Below are 19,874 nucleotides of genomic sequence, written 5' to 3'. Positions count from 1 at the left end.
GGTGGCAAAAGACGCGGGCGATGCAAGCGAAACGTGATAATTTAGACGCTTAGCGCTTGTTTTTGTGACTGGATATCCTGTTCTATATCGGCCCGGACATCCTTTGGCAGTGACAAAGCGTCTCCCAGCGCGTTCAGATAGCTGCGTTCCATAAAGTGGTCGATATCAATGACCGCGCAGCTGACGTAGTAGATCTCCAGTGCCTCCTGCGGATCAACGATGCCCTCCGCCAGACGCTGAGGATCCAGCGGTTGGGCCAGCGCCTGGTCGATCAGCACCCGGGCCTGAACGTCGATATTGGCCGCCCGCAGCTGGGCTTCAATATTAGCCCGTTCGTGGTCATCTATATGACCATCGCTCCTGGCGGCAAAAACCAGCGCGGTGATCAGTCGCACGCTACGCGGATCAACGTCCGCCGGCACGGCAGCCGGCGTGTTCGCCCCGGGGACAGGCGCGTTTTGAGCGCGCATCTTCTGCTGATACTTGTTCCATAACACCGTACCCGCCACCGCCCCACCGCCAGCCAGCAGCGCGCTGGTGCCGTACTTCGCCAGCAGTTTGCGTGAGGATTTACTGGCCACCAGCAACCCGGCCAGCCCGCCAATCGCGCCGGGCAGCAGTGCGCTCCCTTTTGACGACTCGCCTGTCGATGACGCGCCCTGCTGCCCGAGCAGCGACTGCAGTTGATTAAGCCAGTTAGCCATGGTTTTCCTCTCAGGTGATAAAACACTGCTATCAGCCTAAACGACGCGATGTCAGGAAATGTTAGATCTGGCTAAAGATGCGCAAAGGTGGGCGCGGCAGACAAATCCCTGCCCAGCCAGGCCATAGCTGGCTGCCGCCAGTCAGGCCACTTTCGCCTTACGCGCTTTGGTCGCTGGCGCCGCGGCGTCTTCCGCTGGAGAAGCCTCTTCTGCCGCCGACGGCGCGGGTGAGTCGTGCGCGGACGCATCCTGCTCCGGCAATCGGCCGACGCGCAGGATATGCTGCAGCGCCTCTTTTCGCTCTGCCAGCCACATCGCCATGGTGTCACGCTGGGCATCATCCATCTCCAGCGGCGATGCCACCAGCCAGTCATTCAGCACCTCTGCCAGATCGAGCATTTTGTCGTAAGCGTCGGCCTCTTTTTTGCTGGCAAAAGACATTTTTTCCTCACCTTCGCGGATCACAACATATTTAATTTCAACCGCCATGCTGCAGCCTCTCAATACTGTATTTTTATACAGTATAACAAATTTCCTCTCCGGACTCAACTCACGCGCGTAAAGACAGACGCAAACGTTTTCGTTTATAATCGGCAGCATCTTTTTTTACTGCGGAAGAGAGTTATGACTGTATTAGGCACCGCGCTGCGCCCGGCAGCCACCAAAGTAATGCTGTTAGGTTCCGGCGAGCTGGGCAAAGAAGTCGCTATTGAATGTCAGCGTCTGGGCATTGAAACTATCGCCGTCGACCGCTACCCCGATGCCCCGGCGATGCAGGTCGCCCACCGCGCCCATGTCATCAATATGCTGCATGGCGAGAGCCTGCGCGCTCTGATTGAACAGGAAAAACCCGATTACATCGTGCCGGAGATCGAAGCTATTGCTACCGATACCCTGGTTGAACTAGAACAGGCCGGGCAGAAAGTGGTCCCCACGGCGCGGGCGGCAAAGCTCACCATGAACCGCGAAGGCATTCGCCGCCTGGCGGCAGAAGAGCTGCAGCTCCCCACCTCCAGCTATCGCTTCGCCGACAGCGAAGAAGGCTTCCGCGCGGCGGTCACCGACATCGGTTTGCCGTGCATCGTCAAACCAGTGATGAGCTCCTCCGGCAAAGGTCAGAGCTTTATCCGCTCGGCTGACCAGCTCAGCGAAGCCTGGCGCTATGCGCAGCAAGGCGGCCGCGCCGGCGCCGGGCGGGTGATCGTCGAGGGGGTGGTGAATTTCGATTTCGAAATCACCCTGCTCACCGTCAGCGCCGTCGACGGCGTGCATTTCTGCGCCCCGGTTGGCCATCGCCAGGAAGACGGCGATTACCGTGAGTCCTGGCAACCGCAGCAGATGAGCGACCTGGCCCTCGAACGTGCCCAGGCCATCGCCCGCAAGGTAGTGCTGGCGCTGGGGGGTCATGGCCTGTTTGGCGTGGAACTGTTCGTATGCGGCGACGAGGTGATCTTCAGCGAAGTTTCCCCGCGCCCACACGACACCGGCATGGTAACGCTGATCTCGCAGGATCTCTCGGAATTCGCCCTGCACGTTCGTGCCTTTCTTGGACTGCCCGTCGGCGCTATCCGCCAGTATGGTCCGGCCGCTTCCGCAGTGATCCTTCCGCAGCTGACCAGTCAGAACGTCAGCTTTGGCCAGCTGCAATCGGCCGTCGGGGCTGGCCTGCAGCTGCGACTGTTCGGCAAGCCCGAGATTGACGGTACCCGCCGCCTGGGGGTGACCCTCGCCGTTGCCGATTCGGTTGAAGAGGCCGTAGCGCGGGCTAAAACCGCCGCCGCTGCGGTCATCGTCGAAGGCTAAAGACAAAAAAACCCGGTCGCGTTGCCGCTGACCGGGTTGTCGACCCTGAGGCGCGGTTTACTTCGCGCCTTCCACCGCTTCACGCGCCAGGGTGGTGATGCGATCGTAGTCGCCGGCCTCCAGCGCGTCGGCTGGCACCAGCCAGGAACCGCCGATGCACAGCACGCTATTCAGCGCCAGGTAGTCACGGTAGTTGGCCGGAGAAATACCGCCGGTAGGGCAGAAACGAATGTGGCCGAACGGACCAGCAATCGCCTGCAGGGCTTTCACGCCGCCGTTGGCTTCCGCCGGGAAGAATTTAAACTCTTTCAGACCATACTGCATACCCAGCATCAGCTCGGAAACCGTGCTGATCCCCGGGATCAGCGGAATGGTGCCGTCTTCGGTCGCCGCTTTCAGCAGGGATTCGGTCAGTCCCGGGCTGATAGCGAACTGCGCGCCAGCTTCCGTTACCGCTTTCAGTTGCTCGACGTTGGTGACCGTGCCCGCGCCGACAATCGCGTCCGGCACTTCTTTAGCAATCGCGCGGATCGCTTCCAGGGCGCACTCGGTGCGCAGGGTGACTTCCAGCACGCGCACGCCGCCCGCGACCAGCGCTTTCGCCATCGGTACCGCATGCTCCAGCTTTTTCACCACGATAACCGGGACAACCGGACCGGAGGTGAGGATTGCTTCTGCTGTTGTTTTCCAGTTTTTCATCAGGATTTTCTCTCGCCAGATCTAGAAATAAAATCGTCTTAAAAAGTGATGCAGGTTGCGCCCTGCTCCGCGCCAGAGAGCTTCTCACGCAGCGCCCCAAACATCTCCCGACCAGTTCCCACGCGCGACGCGCTGAGGTCAGGGATATGCGGCTGACGCGCCGCCAGTTCGGCATCGTCCACCAGCAGCGTCAGTTCTCCCGTCTGCCCGTTCACGCGAATCACATCGCCATCGCGCACCTTCGCCAGCAACCCACCATCATAGGCTTCAGGCGTGACATGGATTGCTGACGGGACTTTACCGGAGGCGCCAGAGAGTCGGCCATCGGTCACCAGCGCTATTTTGAAACGGCGGTCCAATAATACACCAAGTGGCGGCATAAGTTTATGTAATTCTGGCATCCCGTTCGCTTTTGGCCCCTGATGACGGACCACCACCACACAATCTTTATCCAGCAGGCCCGCTTCAAAGGCCGGCAATACGTCGTGTTGGCTCTCGAACACCACCGCCGGCGCTTCGATCACCTGATTCTCCACCGGGACCGCCGAGGTTTTCATTACCGCGCGCCCCAGGTTGCCGCTCAGCACCTTGGTGCCGCCGTGACGGGAGAACGGTTTCTCGAAGGTCGCGATGACCTGATCGTCAAGCGGCGCTGTCGCCCCTTCACGCCAGTCCAGCTCGCCGTTGTTGAGCCACGGCTCCAGGGTATAACGCGACAGACCAAAGCCAGCGACGGTGTGAACATCCTCATGCAGCAGGCCGCCTTTCAGCAGCTCGCGCACCAGTACCGGAACGCCGCCCGCCGCCTGGAAGTGGTTGATATCCGCCGGGCCGTTGGGATAGAGGCGCGCCAGCAGCGGCACCACGTCTGACAGGTCGGAGAAATCGTCCCAGTTAATGATGATCCCCGCCGCGCGGGCCATCGCCACCAGGTGCATGGTATGGTTGGTAGAGCCACCGGTCGCCAGCAGCGCCACGATGCCGTTGACCACCACTTTTTCGTCGAACATTTTCCCCAGCGGCATCCACTCGTTGCCATTGCCGGTCATGCGGGTGACCTGGCGTGCGGCAGCGGCGGTCAGTGCGTCCCGCAGCGGGGCATCCGGATGGACAAAAGAGGAGCCCGGCAGTTGCATGCCCATAAACTCGACCACCATCTGGTTGGTGTTCGCCGTCCCGTAGAAAGTACAGGTCCCCGGCGCGTGATACGAGGCAGCTTCAGACTCCAGCAGCGCCATACGATCCACTTTACCTTCCGCGTACAGCTGGCGAATGCGGACCTTCTCTTTATTAGCCAGGCCGCTGGCCATTGGACCGGACGGAATAAAGACCGACGGCAGATGGCCGAAAGAGAGTGCCGCCATGGTCAGGCCAGGAACAATTTTATCGCACACCCCGAGGTACAGCGCACCGTCGAACATGTTATGCGACAGACCGATAGCGGCGGACATGGCGATCACTTCGCGGCTCAGCAATGAGAGCTCCATACCGTCCTGCCCCTGGGTTACGCCGTCGCACATTGCCGGCACGCCGCCGGCCACCTGGCCGACCGCATTGGCGCTATGCAGCGCTTTACGGATGATGTCCGGATAGTGTTCGTAGGGCTGGTGAGCGGACAACATATCGTTGTAGGAGGTAATGATGGCGATATTGTTGCGCAACATGCTTTTCAGAGAGGCTTTGTCGTCAGCCTGACAGGCCGCGAAACCGTGAGCCAGATTGCCGCAGGCCAGTTGCGCACGATGCACGGTGTCGGTTTTGGCCTGGTTAATCCTTGCGAGGTAAGCCGCGCGGGTGTCACGCGACCGTTCGATAATGCGATTTGTTACCCGTAACATTGTCGAATTCATAAAGGCTCCTCAAATTTGTATCTGTCCGGCCGCTGCGTGATGACGTATTTTTGTGCTAAAGGCCACCAACACCAGCGCTCAGGGGCAAAATGTCTGAAAGCAGTGTAATAAAAAAAGCCCCGTGGGTGAATCCTCACGGGGCTTAAAAGATTAAAAAGCGTGCGACTTTCTGCGTCAGATCATGTTACCGGTAAAATAACCCTGACGGATTAGGCGGCGAGCTTACTCGAACTCGTTCCATGAGCGGCCGTCACGGGTGATCATCGCCACCGACGCAACCGGTCCCCAGGTCCCTGCCTGATACGGTTTCGGCGCATCGCGGTCGGCAGCCCAGGCTTCGGTGATGGAATCCACCCATTTCCACGCCTCTTCCACTTCATCACGGCGCACGAACAGCGCCTGGATACCGCGCATGGTCTCCAGCAGCAGACGCTCATAAGCATCGGCCAGGTGCGTCTGGTTGAAGGTCTCGGAGTAGCTCAGATCCAGCTTGGTGATCTGCAGATTATGCTTATGGTCGAGGCCCGGCACTTTGTTCAGCACCTGGATATCCACCCCTTCGTCCGGCTGCAGACGAATGGTCAGCTTGTTCTGCGGCAGCTCCTGCCAGGTCTCTTTAAACAGGTTCAGTTCCGGGGTTTTGAAGTAAACCACTACCTCAGAGCATTTGGTCGGCAGACGTTTGCCGGTGCGCAGATAGAACGGTACGCCGGCCCAGCGCCAGTTATCGATATCGACGCGGATCGCCACGAAGGTTTCGGTGTTACTGGTTTTGTTGGCGCCCTCTTCTTCCAGGTAACCCGGGACTTTTTTGCCCTGGGCAAAGCCGGCGGTGTACTGGCCGCGAACGGTTTTCTCACGCACGTTGGAGCGATCAATGCGGCGCAGGGATTTCAGGACCTTGACCTTTTCATCACGGATGCTGTCGGCGCTGAGATCGGACGGCGGTGACATGGCAATCATGCAGAGGATCTGCAGCAGGTGGTTCTGGATCATGTCGCGCATCTGCCCGGCCTGGTCGAAGTAACCCCAGCGCCCTTCAATACCCACCTCTTCCGCGACGGTGATTTCGACATGATCGATAGTGCGGCAGTCCCAGTTATTGACGAACAGGGAGTTAGCAAAGCGCAGCGCCAGCAGGTTGAGGACCGTCTCTTTACCGAGGTAGTGGTCGATACGGTAGACCTGGCACTCTTCAAAAAACTCGCCGACCTGGTCATTGATTTCACGCGAGGTTTCCAGCGAGGTACCCAGCGGTTTTTCCATCACCACGCGCGCAGGCTTGGCATTGAGCTTCGCTTCGCCCAGACCTTTGCAGATCGCGCCAAAGGTGCTCGGCGGCATGGCGAAATAGTTGATGGTGACACGGTTCTGTTGATCCAGCATCTCACCCAGACGCGTGAAGCCGCTGGTGTCATTGACGTCAAGATTACAGAACTCCAGGCGTCCGCTCAGGGAATCCCACAAACCCTCATCAATTTTTTCCTTCATGAAGGTTTCCAGCGCTTCGCGCACGACTTTGGTGTAAGCCGCTTTATCCCAATCGGCACGGCCGACGCCAATGATGCGGGTGTCGGCGTGGATCTGGCCCGCTTTTTCAAGCTGATACAGGGAAGGCAACAATTTACGTCGCGCCAGGTCGCCCTTCGCGCCGAAAATGACCAGGTCGCATGCCTGGGCCGTTTGCGTTACCGCCATGTCATTCTCCTCAGTTGATAGTCTGGTGCTTCTGCCAGGCTATATTTGTAATTTTCTTACACTGCACTGTACTGTGTTTACGTATTTCCCGAAAGCCTTCCCCTTCGTTTGCGGCGGTAAAACCGCACAGGGTGAAAACATTCGGCGATGATTTGGGCATCTGGCTGATATTGTTCGTTGTTTGTACCTGTTTCAGGTCAGTAAAATACGACTCTGATCATGTAATGAAAAAAAACAACATTATTTCACGTCATTCCTCACCGCTTGCGCTTGCGGAGGGGTATATTCTTGCTAAAACGCCCGATGATTTCACCCATTAATGAAATCGTTTCCATTGATGAGCGCCCTGTTACTAATGAACATGCTGGAAAAAATCCAGTCCCGACTGGAACACCTTAGCAAATCTGAACGCAAAGTGGCGGAAGTGATCCTCGCCACCCCCGCGCAGGCCATTCATTCGAGCATCGCCGCCCTCGCCCTTGAGGCCGGGGTGAGCGAACCGACCGTCAATCGCTTCTGCCGCAGTCTCGAAACCCGCGGGTTTCCTGATTTTAAACTGCACCTTGCCCAGAGCCTCGCGCACGGCACGCTCTATGTTAACCGGAATGTTGATGAAGACGACAGCGTTGAGTCATACACGGGAAAAATATTCGAATCGGCCATGGCGAGTTTAGATCAGGTCCACCATTCTCTCGACATGTCGGCGGTGAATCGCGCGGTGGATCTGCTGACTCAGGCCAAAAAAATCGCCTTTTTCGGCCTCGGTTCCTCGGCGGCGGTCGCCCATGATGCGATGAACAAATTTTTCCGCTTTAACGTGCCGGTCATCTATTCCGACGACATTGTCCTGCAACGCATGAGCTGTATGAATTGCGATGACGATGATGTGGTGGTGATTATCTCGCATACCGGAAGAACCAAGAGCCTGGTGGAGCTGGCGCAGCTGGCCCGTGAAAACGATGCCATGGTGATCGCCCTCACCTCCGCCGGTACCCCCCTGGCCCGGGAAGCCACGCTCGCCATCACCCTCGATGTCCCGGAAGATACCGACATCTATATGCCGATGGTCTCCCGTCTCGCCCAGCTGACCGTCATCGACGTATTGGCGACGGGGTTTACGCTGCGTCGAGGGGCAAAATTCAGAGATAACTTGAAGAGGGTCAAGGAAGCGCTGAAGGAATCGCGTTTTGATAAAGAACCGTTCGTACCCAGTGATAATCAATAAAAGTTGATAACAAGCAGTACCCCATTACACCTTCGATAACGATCCGGCTGTGCGACGTTGCAGGCTGGCGCTACCGAATCCATGTTCACGCAACACCAAAGTTGTATCAGTCAACGGAGTATTACATGTCCAGAAGGCTTCGCAGAACCAAAATCGTTACTACCTTAGGCCCAGCAACTGACCGCGATAACAACCTGGAAAAAGTTATCGCCGCGGGCGCAAACGTAGTGCGTATGAACTTCTCTCACGGCACCCCGGAAGATCATCAGCTCCGTGCCGACAAAGTGCGTGAGATTGCGGCAAAACTGGGCCGTCACGTGGCCATCCTCGGCGACCTCCAGGGACCAAAAATTCGCGTATCGACCTTCAAAGAAGGCAAAATTTTCCTCAACGTCGGCGATAAATTCCTGCTCGACGCTAACCTTGGTAAAGGTGAAGGCGACAAAGAGAAAGTCGGGATCGACTACAAAGGCCTGCCGGCGGATGTCGTGCCGGGCGATATCCTGCTGCTCGACGATGGTCGCGTGCAGCTGAAAGTCCTCGAAGTTCAGGGGATGAAAGTGTTCACTGAAGTGACCGTCGGCGGCCCGTTGTCCAACAACAAAGGGATCAACAAGCTGGGCGGCGGCCTGTCTGCCGAAGCGCTGACCGACAAAGACAAGGCCGATATCGTCACCGCCGCCAAAATCGGCGTCGACTACCTGGCGGTCTCTTTCCCGCGCTGCGGCGAAGACCTGAACTACGCCCGTCGCCTGGCGCGCGATGCCGGCTGCGATGCGAAAATCGTCGCCAAAGTTGAGCGTGCGGAAGCGGTCTGCGATCAGGATGCGATGGACGACGTGATCCTCGCCTCCGATGTGGTCATGGTTGCGCGCGGCGACCTCGGCGTCGAAATCGGCGATCCAGAGCTGGTGGGTATCCAGAAAGCGCTGATTCGTCGTGCCCGTCAGCTGAACCGTTCCGTCATTACCGCCACCCAGATGATGGAGTCGATGATCACCAACCCGATGCCGACTCGTGCGGAAGTCATGGACGTGGCCAACGCCGTGCTGGATGGTACCGATGCGGTGATGCTCTCCGCAGAAACCGCTGCCGGTCAGTACCCGTCGGAAACCGTGGCCGCGATGGCGCGCGTGTGTCTGGGCGCCGAAAAAATCCCCAGCCTCAACGTCTCCAAACACCGTCTGGACGTCCAGTTTGACAACGTAGAAGAAGCGATTGCTATGTCGGCGATGTATGCCGCCAACCACCTGAAAGGCATCACGGCCATCATCACCATGACCGAATCGGGCCGCACCGCGCTGATGACCTCGCGCATCAGCTCCGGTCTGCCGATTTTCGCCCTTTCCCGCCACGAGCGCACCCTGAACCTGACCGCACTCTACCGCGGGGTGACCCCGGTGTTCTTCGACAGCCAGAATGACGGGGTAGCCGCTGCGCACGATGCCGTCAATCTGCTGCGGGACAAAGGCTACCTGGTCTCTGGTGACCTTGTGGTCGTTACCCAGGGTGACGTGATGAGCACCATCGGCAGCACCAACACCACCCGTATCCTCACCGTCGAGTAAGCCTCGGTGTCGACCTGCCAGCGATGCGCTGGCAGGTTTTTTTTTGCCCACTATCTGGCAGATTACACCACCCAGCTCAACAACAGCGTCGCGGCGATCACCGTCGACGCCCCGCCGATCCGCGTCGCAATCTGGGCAAACGGCATCAACCCCATCCTGTTTGACGCCGAGAGGATGGCCACATCTCCGGTTCCTCCAAGGCCGCTATGGCAGCTGGTCACGATAGCGGCTTCCACCGGATACATATTCAGGCGAGCAGCGATAAAGAAACCGCTCAGCGCCATGGCAATAACGATGGAGCCGCAAACCACGACGTAACCAACGGAGAAGACCGAGACCACGCTCTCCAGCGGCACATACAGCATGCCCAGGCCGATCATCAGCGGCCACACCAGCGCGGCGGAGACAAACTTGTAGCAGCTGTGCGCCCCCAGCTCCATCGCCGCCGGGATAACGTTGGTATATTTGCAGAAGACGGCCGCCAGAATCATCAGCACCGGCCCGGGAATATGCACCACCTTCTCCAGCAGACCACCGACGATGAAAAATGCACAAATCATCAGCAACCCGGCGCCCATCAGCTGAAAATCGGTGGGCTGGGTACTCTGATGCTGCGCAAAGACGCTATTATCGTCATGGCTGCGGATCAGCATCCCATTGCCGGAGAGCGCCGGACGACGTGCGCCCATGCGCGCCAGAAAACCAGCGCAGATAATGGCGAAAATATTCCCAACCACCGCGGCCGGCGCCAGCTGGGCAACATAGACATCAGGTGTTTGCCCGAGAATGGCCGAATAAGCCAGCGACAAAGGCAGGATCCCTTCGCCGATGCCGCCGCCGATAATCGGCACGATGATAAAAAAGAAGGTGTGGTAAATACTGTAGCCAAATAAGCTGCCCACCAGCAGGCCGATTAATATTGCCGCCCCGGTCCCGGCCACCAGCGGGACAAACATACGCACCATCCCCTGGATCAGAATAGTGCGGTTCATTCCCAGAATACTCCCGACAACCAGACAGGCGATGACGAAATAGAGGAGATTGGCCTCTTTCATCAGCAAGTGCACAGTATCGAGCGTATGAGCTTCAAACACGCCAAAGTAGACCAATACTGAGGGCATCATCAGACACAATATGGCCGGCCCGCCAATGTCTTTTAGTACTGGCACCATGCGGCCAATCTTAGCCAGCGCGAATCCCAGGGTCATAATGACCGCCAGTCCGCCAATCATATTTTTCGGCAGCAGGCCCGCGCTCGCAGAGAGCGCGACGATCGCAGCGATACCAATAAAGAGCGTTAACGGTACGGCACCAACGTCGATATTGGATAAAAGTCGTGTCGATTGGCCGTTCGGTTGCGTTTTATCTATCGGGTGGTTGAGTGAATTATTTTCCATATTTTTACCTGAATGATAAGGAGGTAGCGTAGGGTAGTAACGCAATATTAAAATTTGCGTAGCAACATAAATGAAATAGCACTAAACACCGGCTCACCAAAATACACTCAAAACGGTAGCACAGGCGTTTAAAACAAAAAATGACAAACGGATTTCTTCTGTTGGCTTTGTGACTAAACTATAAAATTGATTTTAAGTAATTTAATTTATCGTCATAAAGCTAAAGTTTTCATCAATGGTGAAATTTAAATGCCTTAGATACAACCCCATGATTTAACCCTGTTTTCTTTATTTGTAAGTAAAGTATCCGAGACGAAATTATTTAAAGGCAGGCGACTGTGATGACTATCACCTTTTAAATATTACGGGATCGCTAGATTGGCGACACAACAACCCGATAAAATATGTCAGGACATCTTATGCCTTCACTACTCTTACAATCTCTTTTCCCATTGGTATTTATCATGCTGCTGGGATGGCTTAGCGGTAAACTAGGCTATACCCGGCGCGAGGATGCCTCCGTTCTGGCCACGGTGGTGATCCGCTTTGCGCTTCCGTTCCATCTTTTTATCGGCGCGTTAAATACCCATCCCGATAAAATTAAAAACTTCACCTTTATGGCGGTGTTAGTCATTGGCCTGATGGGGTCCTATTTTCTCACGCTGCTGATCTCACGCTATGTTTTCCGTCATGATATTAAAACCAGCGCGATTCAGTCGCTGGTTTGCGCCTTCCCCGATATGGCCTACTTTGGCGCGCCCGTGCTGGCGGTACTGATAGGTCCGGAGGGTTTTCTCGGCGTGCTTATCGGAAACCTGGTGACCAGCGTATTGATGATCCCCCTGACTATTATCCTGATTCGCATGGGAGACAAGCACCGGAGCGCGGATGAACCCCAGCTTCACGCCGGGCAGCTGATCCTGCAAAACCTACTGAAGGCCGTGAGAAACCCCATCGTCTGGATCCCAATTTCCGGCGTATTGCTCAGCCTGGCGGGAGTCCAGCTGCCACCTATGCTCAGTATGCCTATTGAAATGGTGGGTAAAATCGCCGGCGGTCTGTCACTGTTCGCCCTGGGACTGCTGTTTTACGGCGAACGCCCGACGGTCAATATTCAAACCTGTACCAATATCAGTATCAAAAATCTGATCCAACCGGCAATGATGGCCCTGGCCGGACTGGCCTTTGGGCTCAGTCATACCTTAATGCAACAGGTTATTATCATCGGCGCGACGCCTTCCGCCATCGCGGCAGGGATGTTTGCGCTGCGCAGCGATACCTATATTGAGCCGGCCTCATCCTCTATTTTGCTGGGTACCGCCATCGGCGTCGTCACCGAAGGCATCATGATTTATCTCATTTCGTAATCACGGAAATAAAACACCAAGACATCAGGCAATGTTTTAATTTGATATTCAGGAGTCATCCAATGTTAGCCACAGAAACCTTATACACTCCCTATAACGGTGCCGTCCTGCTGGAAAATCCGTTATTAAATAAAGGCCTTGCTTTTACCGAAAGTGAACGCACGGCATTTAATCTTCAGGGACTGTTACCCCATAATGTTGAAACCATTGAAGAACAAACCGAGCGCGCATGGGGCCAGTTTTGCCAGTTCAAAAAGAGTATTTCGCGCCATATCTATCTCAGGAATATTCAGGATACTAACGAGACATTATTCTATAACCTGCTGCGTAGTCATATGAAAGAAACGCTGCCGGTGATCTATACCCCGACGGTGGGTGAAGCGTGTGAACATTTCTCAGAAATATATCGCCGGGGACGCGGTTTGTTTATTTCCTGGCCCAACCGTCACCAGATTGACGAAATGCTGCAGGGATTTTCCCGCAATGATATCAAAGTCATTGTCGTGACCGATGGCGAGCGCATTCTGGGGCTGGGCGACCAGGGGATTGGTGGCATGGGGATCCCCATTGGCAAACTCTCGTTATATACCGCCTGCGGGGGCATTCACCCGGCATCCACGCTGCCTATCATGCTAGATGTCGGCACCAACAACCCGCAGCATCTGGAGGATCCGCTGTATATGGGCTGGCGCCATCCGCGCATCAGCGACGAGCAGTACCTGGAGTTTATGGACATGTTTGTCCATGCCATTCAGCAACGTTGGCCGAATGTATTACTTCAGTTTGAAGACTTTGCCCAAAAGAATGCCACGCGACTGCTCAACCGCTATCGTCACCAGCTGTGCTGTTTTAACGATGATATCCAGGGCACCGCCGCCGTGACCTCAGGGACGCTGATCGCCGCCGCGGCCGCGGCCGGGACGCCGATCCGCGACCAGCGGGTAGTTTTCCTTGGCGGCGGTTCGGCCGGATGCGGCATTGCGGAAAAAATCATTGCGCTGATGGTGGATGATGGGCTTTCGCAGGAGGAAGCACGCCGCCGTATCTTTATGGTTGACCGCTTTGGCCTGCTGACGGATGAGATGCCCAATCTGCTCGATTTTCAGCGCGACCTCGTCACGCCGCGAGCCAGTATTGCCCACTGGGATACCGAGTCCGCCCAACTGTCGCTGATGGATGTCGTACGCAACGTCCACCCTACCGTACTGATTGGCGTGTCTGGCCAGCCGGGGTTATTTAGCGAAGAGATAGTGAAGGAGATACATCGGCACTGCCCGCGTCCGATTATTATGCCGCTCTCTAACCCCACCTCCCGGGCCGAAGCCCAGCCGAAGGATTTGCTGGAGTGGACCCGGGGAAGCGCGCTGATCGCCACCGGCAGCCCGTTCGAACCCGTCTTCTACGACGGCAAAACCTACGATATCGCTCAGTGCAACAACGCCTATATTTTTCCCGGTCTGGGGCTGGGGATCCTCGCCAGTAAAGCGCAGCGCGTCACCGAAGCGATGCTGATCACCTGCAGTAAAACCCTCGCAGCCCACTCGCCTTTGGCGAGCCGTGAAACCGGTGCTTTACTGCCGCCGGTTGAAGAGATCGAAATGATTTCCCGGGCTATTGCCGCAGAGGTCGCTCGCACCGCGCAGCGGGACGGCGTTGCGCCGCAGATTGACGAGGCACAGCTGGCAGCGAATATCGATAAAACCTTCTGGCGAGCGCGCTACACCGCCTATAAACGATCGTCATTCTGATCGCCATTGCTCCGCTCATCTTACTGGAAGCCGGCTGGCTTCCCGCCACACCGGGGAACCACGCATGTTCAATGTGCTGATCGTCGATGATGATCCCATGGTAGCCGACCTGAACCGGCTGTTTATCAGCCGGGTAGCTGATTTTCACTGCTGCGGGGTGGCGGCGACGATCGGCGACGCCAAAGCGATGCTAAGCCATCTGGCGCAGGTCGATCTACTGCTGCTGGATGTCTATATGCAACAGGAGAATGGCCTGGACCTGCTGCCGGCGCTTCGCGCAGATGGGCGGAATATTGACGTCATCATGATGACGTCTGCCGCCGATACGCTCACGCTACAAACGGCGCTGCACTATGGCGTGGTGGATTACCTGATTAAACCGTTTCAGTTTCCGCGCTTTGAGGAGGCCCTGCAGGCATGGCGCAAAAAGCGTGAGGTGACGCAGGCGAAATCCTGTTATGCCCAGGCGGATATCGACACCCTGCTGCGCCGCGGGATCCCGCAACAGGAAAGCGCCCGCCGCCTGCCGAAAGGGCTGACGCCGCAAACCCTTCGCCTGGTGTGCCAGTGGATTGACGACCATCAGGCGCGCGATTTTTCGACCAACGAGCTGGCGGCGGCGCTGCAGATATCCAGGGTGTCATGCCGTAAATACCTGATTTGGCTGGAGCAGATAAACGTGCTCTTCACGACCAATCACTACGGTATCACTGGCCGCCCGGAGTATCGCTACCGGCTTGTCGTCGAGAACCTGATGTTACTGACGCAATATAGCCAGTGAGCCAGGAACGCCCACTGGCTCTCTTTTAGACTACTTCTTTGGGAACAGCTCTTTGCGTTTGTAGGGCTCGATTTCACCCGGCTTGCGCGTTTTCAGCAGCTTCAGGATCCAGGTGTACTGCTCGGTGTGCGGCTTAACAAACACTTCCACTTCTTCGTTCATCCGCCGGGCGATCGTCGTATCGTCTGCGTCCAGCAGGTCGTCCATCGGCGGGCGGACCAGCACCGTCAGGCGATGCGTTTGGCCATCATAGACCGGAAACAGCGGTACGACGCGGGCGCGGCATACCTTCATTAAACGGCCAATCGCGGGCAGCGTCGCCTTGTAGGTGGCAAAGAAATCCACAAATTCACTGTGCTCAGCGCCGTGATCCTGATCGGGCAGATAGTAACCCCAGTAGCCCTGGCGCACCGACTGAATAAACGGTTTGATCCCGTCGTTGCGCGCGTGCATACGCCCGCCAAAACGACGGCGCACGGTATTCCACACGTAATCAAAGACCGGGTTACCCTGGTTGTGGAACATCGCCGCCATCTTCTGCCCACCGGAGGCCATCAGCATCGCCGGGATATCCACGCCCCAGGCATGCGGAACGAGGAAAATCACTTTCTCGTTATTACGCTGCATCTCGTCGATGATCTCTTTCCCCTGCCAGTCGACGCGGGCAAGGATTTTCTGCGGATCGCGCAGGCCCAGCTCGGCCATCATCACCATCGCCTGCGGCGCCGAGGCATACATGGCGTCGATGATCGCTTCCCGTTCGTGCTCGCTTTTTTCCGGAAAACAGTAGAGCAAATTAATCTGCGCCCGGCGCCGCGAGCTTTTCGCCAAACGCCCTACGAAGCGGCCGAGTTTTCCGAGGATCGGATCGCGAAAGGAAGGCGGCGTCAGCGCGATGCCTGCGAAGGCAAAGACGCCCAGCCACGCGCCCCAGTAGCGCGGCAGTAAAAAGGATTTCTCAAACTTAGGGATAAACTCAATATTATTTTTTTTCGTTTCCATGCCCAATCCGCAGGTCGACTGCTTAATCAAGATAATGGGATAGTGTAGCGAGACGTTAGGTAACCTACAAAAGAAAAAGCCGGCGCCCTGGGGCACCGGCTTTCCACTGACCGGTGGTTAGTCAAACCGCAGCTGCGGGACGACCTCTTTGACCTGCGCCAGGTAATCGGTACGGTCGGAACCGCTCAGCCCTTCGGTACGCGGCAGCTTAGCCGTCAGCGGGTTGACCGCCTGCTGGTTGATCCACACTTCATAGTGCAGGTGCGGCCCGGTAGAACGGCCGGTATTCCCCGACAGCGCGATACGATCGCCGCGCTTCACTTTCTGCCCCGGTTTCACCAGCAGCTTACGCAGGTGCATATAGCGGGTGGTATAGGTGCGACCGTGGCGGATAGCAACATAATACCCGGCAGCGCCGCTGCGCTTGGCCACTACCACTTCGCCATCACCCACTGCCAGCACCGGCGTCCCCTGCGGCATCGCGAAATCGACGCCACGATGCGGCGCGACGCGCCCGGTGACCGGATTCAGACGACGCGGGTTAAAGTTAGAGGAAACGCGGAACTGACGCGCCGTCGGGAAGCGCATAAAGCCTTTCGCCAGCCCCGTCCCGTTACGATCGTAGAATTTGCCGTCTTCGGCACGGATAGCATAGTAATCCTTACCGTCGGAGCGCAAACGCACGCCCAGCAGCTGACTTTGCTCGCGCTTGCCGTCGAGCATTTCGCGCGACATCAATACCGAGAACTCGTCGCCTTTTTTCAGCTTACGGAAATCCATCTGCCACTGCATGGCCTTGATCACCGCGCTGATTTCGGTACTGGTCAGGCCGGCATCGCGCGCGCTGGAGACAAAGCTGGCGCCGACGGTGCCCTTCAGCACATTGTTGACCCAGTCGCCTTTCTGCAGCTCGCTGCTCATTTTAAAACCGTTGTCCACACGGGTATAAGTGCGGGTTTCGCGGCGGGACATCTCCCAGGTCAGACTCTGCAGATCACCGTCCGCGGTCAGGGTCCAGGAGAGCTGCTGGCCAATCTTCAGATTACGCAGCTCTTTATCGGCGGAGGAAAGCTGGGCGATATCGCCCATATCGATACCGTACTGGTTCAGAATGCTGCTGAGCGTATCGCCAGTCGACACCACATATTCATGACCGCCGGCATCGGTATCGGCCTTCTCGTCGAGTTCATCCTGAGGAATGGCTTCTTCTTCCTGCGGGGCCTGGTCGATCGGCTCGGAGGCTTCCGGCAGCAGGGAACGGATCTCGCTTTTTTCCAGTTCAATGGTTCTGACGATGGGGGCGGATTCCGGGTGGTAAATGTAGGGTCGCCAGACGGCGACCGCTAAGGTAAGAACGCTAAGCGACCCCAACATGACGCGATGAGGTCGTGGCAGATTGTTGAATGCCTGAGTGACAGCGCGGGCTATCTGTTGCACGTATTCACTTCCTCGTTAATCTCCTTTCAGGCAGCTCGAATACTGATTCGCCAGCTGGGTCAGGAATTGCGGGTAACTCGCTTTACCCAACGTAATTCCAGTACCCAGCGGATCCAGGGTTCCCATGCGCACAGACGTGCCCCGGGCAACAGCTTCGATAACCGCTGGCCTGAACTGTGGCTCAGCAAAAACGCACGTGGCCTTCTGCTCAACCAGTTGTGTTCTGATTTCGTGTAAACGCTGCGCACCAGGCTGTATTTCAGGGTTGACGGTAAAGTGCCCCAGCGAGGTCAAACCGTAGTGTTTTTCAAAGTAACCGTAGGCGTCATGAAAAACGAAATAGCCCTTCCCTTTCAGCGGTGCCAGCTCATTGCTAACCTGATTGTCAGTCGCCGCCAGCGCGGCCTCGAACTGCTGCAGGTTGCTGTCGAGTTTGGCTCGACTCTGCGGCATAAGTTCTAATAATTTATCGTGGATTGCAACCGCCGAAAGCCGCGCTATCTCTGGGGATAACCACAGATGCATATTGTAAATACCGTGATGGTGATCGCCGTCACTTTTTTCTGCTGCGCCGTGGTCATGACCATCATGATCGTCATCGTCATCCGCCCCGGTCATCAGCAGCGGCTTCACCCCATCCAGCTCCGCGATGGTCACCTTTTTATTCGCCGCAATGCTTTGCGTCGACCTATCCATAAAGGCTTCCATTTCCGGCCCAATCCATACCACTAAGTCTGCGTTCTGTAAGCGTTTTACATCAGAAGGCCGCAGTGAATAGTCATGCTCTGAGGCACCGTCGGGCAATAGCACCTGAGTATCTGTCACCCCATCGGCGATGGCGGCTGCGATAAAGCCCAGCGGTTTCATGGAAGTCACTACGGCGGCGCTGGCCAGCGGAACCTGCGCGAACAAAAAAACAGCGCCAAGTCCAGCGCAAAGAAGCGTATTTTTATGTAACATAATGCGTCTAGTCATCGAAACGAGTGAATGTGATGTGATATTATAACATTCACTAGCTTGTGCAACCCTAAATTACTATGACAAACCTTGTTACGCTGGAAAATGTGTCGGTGGCCTTTGGCCAACGCCGCGTGCTGTCTGACATTTCGCTGGCACTCACGCCAGGCAAAATATTAACCCTGCTGGGCCCGAACGGCGCCGGTAAATCGACCCTTGTGCGAGTGGTTCTGGGGCTGGTAGCACCAACAGAGGGTGTCATCAAGCGGGAAGACCGCCTGCGGATTGGCTACGTGCCGCAGAAGCTGCATCTTGACGCCACGCTGCCGCTGACCGTCAGCCGCTTCCTGCGTTTGCGCCCGGGTACCCGCAAAGACGACATCCTGCCGGCACTGAAACGTGTGCAGGCCGGGCATCTGATCGACGCGCCGATGCAAAAACTCTCCGGCGGCGAAACCCAGCGCGTACTGCTGGCCCGCGCCCTGCTCAACCGCCCACAGCTGCTGGTGCTGGATGAACCGACCCAGGGTGTTGACGTCAATGGCCAGGTGGCGCTTTACGATCTTATCGACCAGCTGCGCCATGAACTGGACTGCGCAGTGCTGATGGTATCGCACGACCTGCATCTGGTGATGGCCAAAACCGACGAAGTCCTGTGCCTGAACCAGCATATCTGCTGCTCCGGCGCGCCGGAGGTGGTCTCCATGCATCCGGAGTTTATCTCCATGTTCGGCCCGCGCGGCGCGGAACAGCTGGGGATTTACCGCCACCACCATAATCACCGCCACGACCTTCAGGGGCGAATTGTACTGCGTCGGGGAAACAGCCGCTAATGATTGAACTTCTGTTACCTGGCTGGCTGGCCGGGATGATGCTGGCCTGCGCCGCCGGTCCGCTGGGCTCCTTTGTGGTCTGGCGCCGCATGTCCTATTTCGGCGACACGCTGGCGCATGCGTCGCTGCTCGGCGTCGCTTTCGGCTTATTACTTAACATCAATCCGTTTTATGCGGTGATCGCCGTGACTTTGCTGCTGGCCGGCGGGCTGGTGTGGCTGGAAAAACGCCCCCATCTGGCGATCGATACCCTGCTGGGCATCATGGCGCACAGCGCACTGTCGCTGGGGCTGGTGGTGGTCAGTCTGATGTCTAACGTCCGCGTCGATCTGATGGCGTACCTGTTCGGCGATCTGCTGGCAGTGACGCCGCAGGATTTGATTGCCATCGCCATTGGCGTAGTGATTGTGATTGGTATCCTACTCTGGCAGTGGCGACCGCTGCTGGCGATGACCATCAGTCCGGATCTGGCGTTTGTCGATGGCGTGAAGCTGCAGCGCGTGAAGTTGCTGTTGATGCTGGTCACCGCTCTGACTATCGGCGTGGCGATGAAGTTCGTCGGCGCGCTGATCATCACTTCCCTGCTGATTATCCCGGCCGCCACCGCCCGCCGTTTTGCCCGCACGCCGGAGCAGATGGCCGCCGTGGCGGTGGGCGTGGGCATGCTGGCCGTTACCGGCGGGTTAACCTTCTCGGCCTTCTACGACACCCCGGCCGGGCCGTCGGTGGTGCTGTGCGCCGCCGTGCTGTTTATTCTCAGCATGACAAAAAAAGCCGCCAGCTGAAAATGAAAAAGCCCGGTCGC

18 protein-coding genes are annotated in these 19,874 nt (G+C 56.9%); 8 read left to right on the top strand and 10 right to left on the bottom strand.

Going from position 1 to position 19,874, the window contains the following annotated elements; translation table 11 throughout:
• Positions 1 to 41: 41 nt before the first annotated feature.
• Entirely contained in the window at positions 42 to 704 is a 663-nt protein-coding gene (locus tag R0140_RS09200) for a tellurite resistance TerB family protein (protein ID WP_012541257.1), read from the bottom strand.
• Positions 705 to 845: 141 nt separating this feature from the next.
• Positions 846 to 1,193, bottom strand: a complete 348-nt coding sequence (locus R0140_RS09195) for a YebG family protein (RefSeq protein ID WP_012967680.1) — start codon at positions 1,191 to 1,193, stop codon at positions 846 to 848.
• 135 nt (positions 1,194 to 1,328) lie between these two features.
• On the opposite strand from R0140_RS09195, the gene purT reads away from it, so the two are divergent.
• Positions 1,329 to 2,507, top strand: a complete 1,179-nt coding sequence (purT, locus tag R0140_RS09190; protein ID WP_012541255.1) for a formate-dependent phosphoribosylglycinamide formyltransferase — start codon at positions 1,329 to 1,331, stop codon at positions 2,505 to 2,507.
• A gap of 57 nt (positions 2,508 to 2,564) precedes the next feature.
• On the opposite strand, the gene R0140_RS09185 is transcribed toward purT, so the two are convergent.
• The 4 genes from R0140_RS09185 to R0140_RS09170 all read right to left on the bottom strand — a co-directional run bounded on the left by R0140_RS09185 (position 2,565) and on the right by R0140_RS09170 (position 6,914).
• Positions 2,565 to 3,206, bottom strand: coding sequence for a bifunctional 4-hydroxy-2-oxoglutarate aldolase/2-dehydro-3-deoxy-phosphogluconate aldolase (locus R0140_RS09185; RefSeq protein ID WP_002911423.1), 642 nt, complete (start codon positions 3,204 to 3,206; stop codon positions 2,565 to 2,567).
• A gap of 38 nt (positions 3,207 to 3,244) precedes the next feature.
• A complete protein-coding gene (edd, locus tag R0140_RS09180; protein WP_008804261.1) occupies positions 3,245 to 5,056 on the bottom strand; it encodes a phosphogluconate dehydratase in 1,812 nt (603 codons plus the stop codon).
• Positions 5,057 to 5,278: 222 nt separating this feature from the next.
• Entirely contained in the window at positions 5,279 to 6,754 is a 1,476-nt protein-coding gene (zwf, locus tag R0140_RS09175) for a glucose-6-phosphate dehydrogenase (protein WP_008804260.1), read from the bottom strand.
• Positions 6,755 to 6,764: 10 nt separating this feature from the next.
• Positions 6,765 to 6,914: a hypothetical protein gene (locus tag R0140_RS09170; RefSeq protein WP_004145554.1), complete on the bottom strand. Its 150-nt coding sequence runs from the start codon at positions 6,912 to 6,914 to the stop codon at positions 6,765 to 6,767.
• A 159-nt stretch (positions 6,915 to 7,073) separates the two neighbouring features.
• On the opposite strand from R0140_RS09170, the gene R0140_RS09165 reads away from it, so the two are divergent.
• Positions 7,074 to 7,979 carry a MurR/RpiR family transcriptional regulator gene (locus tag R0140_RS09165; protein WP_162493240.1) on the top strand — a complete coding sequence of 302 codons (906 nt, stop codon included), beginning with the start codon at positions 7,074 to 7,076 and terminating at the stop codon, positions 7,977 to 7,979.
• A 125-nt stretch (positions 7,980 to 8,104) separates the two neighbouring features.
• Entirely contained in the window at positions 8,105 to 9,547 is a 1,443-nt protein-coding gene (pyk, locus tag R0140_RS09160; RefSeq protein WP_002911440.1) for a pyruvate kinase, read from the top strand.
• A 62-nt stretch (positions 9,548 to 9,609) separates the two neighbouring features.
• Here pyk and R0140_RS09155 read toward each other — a convergent pair whose 3' ends face one another.
• On the bottom strand, positions 9,610 to 10,944 hold the full coding sequence (locus R0140_RS09155; protein WP_032754748.1) for a 2-hydroxycarboxylate transporter family protein: 1,335 nt from the start codon (positions 10,942 to 10,944) through the stop codon (positions 9,610 to 9,612).
• A gap of 419 nt (positions 10,945 to 11,363) precedes the next feature.
• On the opposite strand from R0140_RS09155, the gene R0140_RS09150 reads away from it, so the two are divergent.
• From R0140_RS09150 to dcuR, 3 genes are all read left to right on the top strand, one after another.
• Positions 11,364 to 12,311, top strand: coding sequence for an AEC family transporter (locus R0140_RS09150; protein ID WP_012541253.1), 948 nt, complete (start codon positions 11,364 to 11,366; stop codon positions 12,309 to 12,311).
• A 62-nt stretch (positions 12,312 to 12,373) separates the two neighbouring features.
• A complete protein-coding gene (locus R0140_RS09145) occupies positions 12,374 to 14,059 on the top strand; it encodes an NAD-dependent malic enzyme (protein WP_317703969.1) in 1,686 nt (561 codons plus the stop codon).
• A gap of 64 nt (positions 14,060 to 14,123) precedes the next feature.
• The gene (gene dcuR, locus R0140_RS09140) at positions 14,124 to 14,840 is read left to right on the top strand and encodes a two-component system response regulator DcuR (RefSeq protein ID WP_008804254.1); all 717 of its coding nucleotides are present in this window, start codon (positions 14,124 to 14,126) and stop codon (positions 14,838 to 14,840) included.
• A 30-nt stretch (positions 14,841 to 14,870) separates the two neighbouring features.
• Here dcuR and lpxM read toward each other — a convergent pair whose 3' ends face one another.
• From lpxM to znuA, 3 genes are all read right to left on the bottom strand, one after another.
• Entirely contained in the window at positions 14,871 to 15,842 is a 972-nt protein-coding gene (gene lpxM, locus R0140_RS09135; protein WP_008804253.1) for a lauroyl-Kdo(2)-lipid IV(A) myristoyltransferase, read from the bottom strand.
• Between the two features lie 117 nt (positions 15,843 to 15,959).
• Positions 15,960 to 17,279 (bottom strand): murein DD-endopeptidase MepM, encoded by a 1,320-nt coding sequence (mepM, locus tag R0140_RS09130; RefSeq protein WP_012541251.1) that lies wholly within the window; start codon positions 17,277 to 17,279, stop codon positions 15,960 to 15,962.
• Positions 17,280 to 17,294: 15 nt separating this feature from the next.
• Entirely contained in the window at positions 17,295 to 18,239 is a 945-nt protein-coding gene (znuA, locus tag R0140_RS09125; RefSeq protein ID WP_032741238.1) for a zinc ABC transporter substrate-binding protein ZnuA, read from the bottom strand.
• A 110-nt stretch (positions 18,240 to 18,349) separates the two neighbouring features.
• On the opposite strand from znuA, the gene znuC reads away from it, so the two are divergent.
• Together znuC and znuB are read left to right on the top strand one after the other, a co-directional pair.
• Positions 18,350 to 19,069: a zinc ABC transporter ATP-binding protein ZnuC gene (znuC, locus tag R0140_RS09120; protein WP_229531798.1), complete on the top strand. Its 720-nt coding sequence runs from the start codon at positions 18,350 to 18,352 to the stop codon at positions 19,067 to 19,069.
• Positions 19,069 to 19,854, top strand: a complete 786-nt coding sequence (znuB, locus tag R0140_RS09115) for a zinc ABC transporter permease subunit ZnuB (RefSeq protein WP_008804249.1) — start codon at positions 19,069 to 19,071, stop codon at positions 19,852 to 19,854. The genes znuC and znuB overlap by 1 nt, the downstream gene beginning before the upstream one ends.
• Positions 19,855 to 19,874: the final 20 nt, after the last annotated feature.

The organism is Klebsiella sp. w6 (genome assembly GCF_033100215.1).
Classification (GTDB): Bacteria; Pseudomonadota; Gammaproteobacteria; order Enterobacterales; family Enterobacteriaceae; genus Klebsiella; species Klebsiella variicola.
The sequence above is the reverse complement of the archived record's forward strand: the minus strand, read 5'-3'. Positions and strand labels throughout refer to the sequence as shown.